Here is a 4,355-nt window from a genome sequence, read left to right on the forward strand (position 1 = left end):
CAGGGAGCAAAGGCCCGGGCGCATCGCGATAATCATTATCTGCCGCTGCGGAAGGATGCCCCCACGCACGCTGAGATAGCGGCCACAGAACAGGCGCTGCAGGTCCTGTTTAGATCGCTGCAAGCTTCGGCTTGCGAGACACAATTGTTCCGTGCCGGGCTAACCGCATTGCCGTGCGGCCTCATGGTCGAGGCCGGTTTCCAAGTGGACGTAAAGCTCGCTCATGCCACACCCCCCTGCGCCATCCAGTTCCGCTGGAAAGCGGTCCAGGATTCCCATGCGCATTCATGTCCGCTGTCCGAACAGAGATTGCCGGGGTTTCCGACGAAACCCTCTGGGTTCAGCGGCCTTGCGGGCACGAACACATGGGCGTGGTTGGGGTTCTCCGAGCCGCAAAGACCCGGACGGTGAGGCGCCAGGATCGCGGCCAGATGCAGCTCATAGGCGAAGTATGCGCGACACCCGTCACGGACGATCTCGTAGTGTTTGTGCCACGGCAAACCTTGAGGTTGGGTGATCTTGAACTCAGCGAACACGTCCTTCTTGAGGGGAGGCGATCTATCGAACCGCTCAAGGAGGGTTGCCACGGTCGGGATATCCTGCGGAGCCCGGCGAGGCAGCAGCATGTCATGCCGAGCCATTGCATTGGCTTCGCTGACGGTCTGATAGGGCGGAGTAGGATGGATACGTTGGAGGATACCCGGTCCTATCGGCAGATCTTCATCGCTTAGTTCGCGCCAGTAGCGGCAGTAATCAAACCCGACTTTTTGACCGGAACCATTCCTGAAGAAACGCAAGCCAGTGCGCGTGCAGATATTCGGGAATACTGATGCGAGACTTTATTATACTAACGGGATCAGCGGTACGCCAACGGTGTCCGTCATGTTGAAGTGGTATCGTGCGCCGGCCTCGGCAGCGCCAAACAAGCGCTGCCTCCGATCCAAGGCAGAGCCCGATGGCCCTCCATGGTTGAGCGCTAGTCTCGACCGAAGCCGTCCTTACGGAGGCTGTCGAACTGCTGGCGGGTCATGCCTTCCAAATCATCCTTGACTGGCGGCTTCGGCGCGGGCTGCGCCGGTGCGGGCGACGACATCTGGGGCCGTGCTGGCTCGGACACGCACACTGGCGGAGCAACCTTCGGGAGCTTGCTGAGGAGGTCCGTGATGGCGGCGAGGCGCAGTTCTTCTTGGTGAGGCAAGCCAGCGCCACCACAGAGGGTAATTTGATCTGGGAGGGGAAACTCCCGGAACTGCCCAATCGGTATACCCGCTGCGACCGCTCGTATCTGCGTCTCTTTCGCCACAAGCTTTTTGCGGATTTGCTCCAGCTCTTCTCGCGACATTTCGTCGAGCGTCCGAGGCCTCTGGGCTGACTCAGCTGGGACAGACGCCTCCGGCTGGACGGGCTGCGGCGAAGGGGGACTGCTCAAGGCCGAGTCTCGATTCTGTACGAGATCGTCTCGAAGGTTGGTCGAATTTGGCTTCAACTGAGCATCAGGGCCCAGCGCACGCCGAGAAACCACTGCCTCGCCATCATTCGCCGGCCTGTTTACTGCTGTGTTGGGAGCGAGCTCGATGCGCGTCTGGCGAAGTGGCTGGGGCACAGGGGGCGCCATGACTGGTTCGGATGGGGTTGTGTCCGGCCGCTCCACAGGAGGCGCGGGAATGACCGAATGAGCGCGATTTGCGCCCGTTTTTTGGCGCTGAGCCTCCGCCTCGCGCGGAGCCTGCTCCTCAGCCTCAGCCTCTACCCTCGCTGGTTCCTCGGCGTCGCGACCAGCCTGCGCCTCGGCTTTTCGCTTCATGACCGCAGCTTCGTCAGGTTGCAAATCGGACGAGAGATTGGGAGCATCGCCTTCAATCTCCTGCGGCTTGCGAGACGCGGCGACCTTAGGCCGTGGTGTGGCTGGCGTCGGGGCGATCGTCTGGGGAGTGGGCTCGCGGCGAGTGCCTTGAAGCGGGGCTACGATGCTGTTGGTAGCACCACCGGTCCCCAGTGACGTTATGGCCTCATTATCATCTTCACCGCGCCCCACTTCAGCTTTGTCAATTGCGGGGGCGCTATCGCCACTCGAACTTTGCTCAAGCGTTCGCTCCACCGTCTCGTCAATGTCGTTCTTGGTTCCCGGAGCGGGTCGCTCGACCACTTCATCATCAAGGCTGCGAATATCGACAATGGTTACGGGGCCTTCAGGTGTCTGCTTGGACGCTGGCACCGGGATAGCTATTGGCTGAGGCTCATGCGCCGGATACGATAGATCGAAAGCGATGTGCGCCTGCTCAGTAATTGCAGAAGTTGACGTCTGCGATTTCAGACCTTCCGACTGTGAAATGTGCATCACCGCCTGAAGGTGATCAGGATGGTCGATTTGCGAAAAGTCCATCCCTGCTTTCGCGACCGCCGATCGGACCAATCTTGTGTCGCGCGATATGTGCGCTCGAGCGGCATGCAACCTGGCGCGGGCGGCTGTGATTTGCTCGACCGTTCGGCGATGCATCTGATCGATTGCGTCTTTGGCTAACGTGGCGGCGTCCCTCGCTCTTGCTGTGGCGCTCTGAACAGCCTCCTGCATTTCGACGACGGTGTCCCGGACGGCCGCACCTGTCGCTTGAAGCGTAGCGTACGCTCCCTCGAGAGATGCAGCCGCGTCACTGGCCAGATTGGCAACATCTCGCGCAGTCATGATCTTCCGCTCGATGGGTGCGGTTACGGCAGGCCCCTTCGCTGCAGCTTCCTCCTCGGCTTGCCGCTTGCGATAGATTGCCGTGAGAGCTTGCCCGCGCTTCCGCCCTGGCGGAGTTATGATCCCACGCGCGGCGTGCGATTTATCGGTGTAACGCTTCGCTATACCTGCCTTCGCAAGCGCTACGTTCAGGGCAGTCGTGACCGCTTGGCGCCTAGCGCGGATGCCTACCGGCGTATTGATGTCGGAAACCTTCTGAGTTTCGAAATCCCAGTGATATCCCTTGAGCCTTCGGGTTGGCCGCAGCGAGTAGACAAGATGACAGTGAAAGTTGCGCTGATCGCCCTTCCGGTCAGGCTTGTGAATTCCGACAGCGAAAGGAAGGCCCCGAGCACTGATTGCCAAGCAGATGTGTTCAACGCATTTTCGCCGCTGCGCCGTTGAGAGCTCATACGGCAGAGCGATTATCTCCTCGCAGAATACGTTGGCATTCTTTCGGTCATGCCGTTCCAGTGCCTCGATGACCTGCCCGAACGCTGTAAGCTCGGCACGATCCTCGCCGATGTTTGACCACCAGCTAGCGATCCCATCCTCGAGTGCTTCATATCGAGTGATGTACTGGAGCTTTCGAGCGGCGCTGCCGCGCAGCCACGGCGTACCCTTGGAGCCGGCAAGACCGCGTGCCAGAAATTGGAAGTGGACTGATTGACACCCGTCGGGACCGGTGAAAACGGGGGATCCGATCTTGCCGATGATGTGGTATGGGTCGTCCCGAGAATGCAGTTTGCGGGATGTCCTCAGACCAACATGGGGGCGGTCAGGTTTGTCGACCCTGACGCGGACGCGACCTCGAAACCATGTGGGGGCCTCACGCTCTTGCTCGCGCAGCCTCCGCTGTGTTGCGCGCCTCAAGCGCCGGACGCGGGTCTCCTCCTCGCGCTCCTCTTTGCGCCGGGTACGCCGGTTGGCTGCACTCCGCGCCGATGCAAACTGTTCCGCGACCTGCGGCACATGCTTACGGAGTTCGCGAAGCGTCGTGTCCACGTACCTGCCTTCCTATGCTGGTCGTGGGGGTGGTGACGCAGTGTTTTGGAGGGGCGGCAGGCCCGAAAAACACTTTATTGCGCACCACCCCCTAAACTGACCTTTCTCTGATATCAGAGGGCGCCGAGGTGATGTTACAAGCTACCCCCCGAGGACTCGTGCGAAGCCGGCCTTCTGGGCGCCGTTGAAGGAGTCGGGTGGACCGCAAACTGCGGGCTGGTGAGCCGAGCCTAGGCGGCTACTGTCAACGCAGTTCGTACCGGCTGTCGTCAAAGAGCGCGGGACAAGTGCACACCCACCCTGTCATGGGGGCTGCGTCGTGCAGCCCACATGACGCCGGTCGCGATTGGCGCAGGTTGCGCGAAAGAGCTGCCTTGCGTTGCAAACGACATGAGGTTCGGACCTCGCCGTAGCGCACTCCCATCGCTGGCGCAGGCCATGAGCGTGGAGGAGCTATGCTCTGAATAAGCAGGGGCGGCAGCAGCAAGCCCCTTCGCAACTAGGTTCCGGCGTCGCGACGTCATGGTGTCGAAAGATACTGTCTATGCGTCACCCCCTATGCCGCACGAACGTACTTTGTTTGTTCTTTTGCGCGAGCCTGCGCTGAGGCTTGAGCGCAATCCCGCGC

At 60.8% G+C, this 4,355-nt stretch carries 2 protein-coding genes; both read right to left on the reverse strand.

Features of this window, described 5'->3' with window-relative positions; translation table 11 throughout:
• Window positions 1-221: 221 nt before the first annotated feature.
• On the reverse strand, window positions 222-797 hold the full coding sequence (locus ACOVQ0_RS11010) for a hypothetical protein (RefSeq protein ID WP_421884253.1): 576 nt from the start codon (window positions 795-797) through the stop codon (window positions 222-224).
• Window positions 798-976: 179 nt separating this feature from the next.
• A complete protein-coding gene (locus ACOVQ0_RS11015) occupies window positions 977-3,727 on the reverse strand; it encodes a MobA/MobL family protein (protein WP_421884255.1) in 2,751 nt (916 codons plus the stop codon).
• Window positions 3,728-4,355: the final 628 nt, after the last annotated feature.

Source organism: Novosphingobium sp. (genome assembly GCF_049240505.1).
Classification (GTDB): Bacteria; Pseudomonadota; Alphaproteobacteria; order Sphingomonadales; family Sphingomonadaceae; genus Novosphingobium.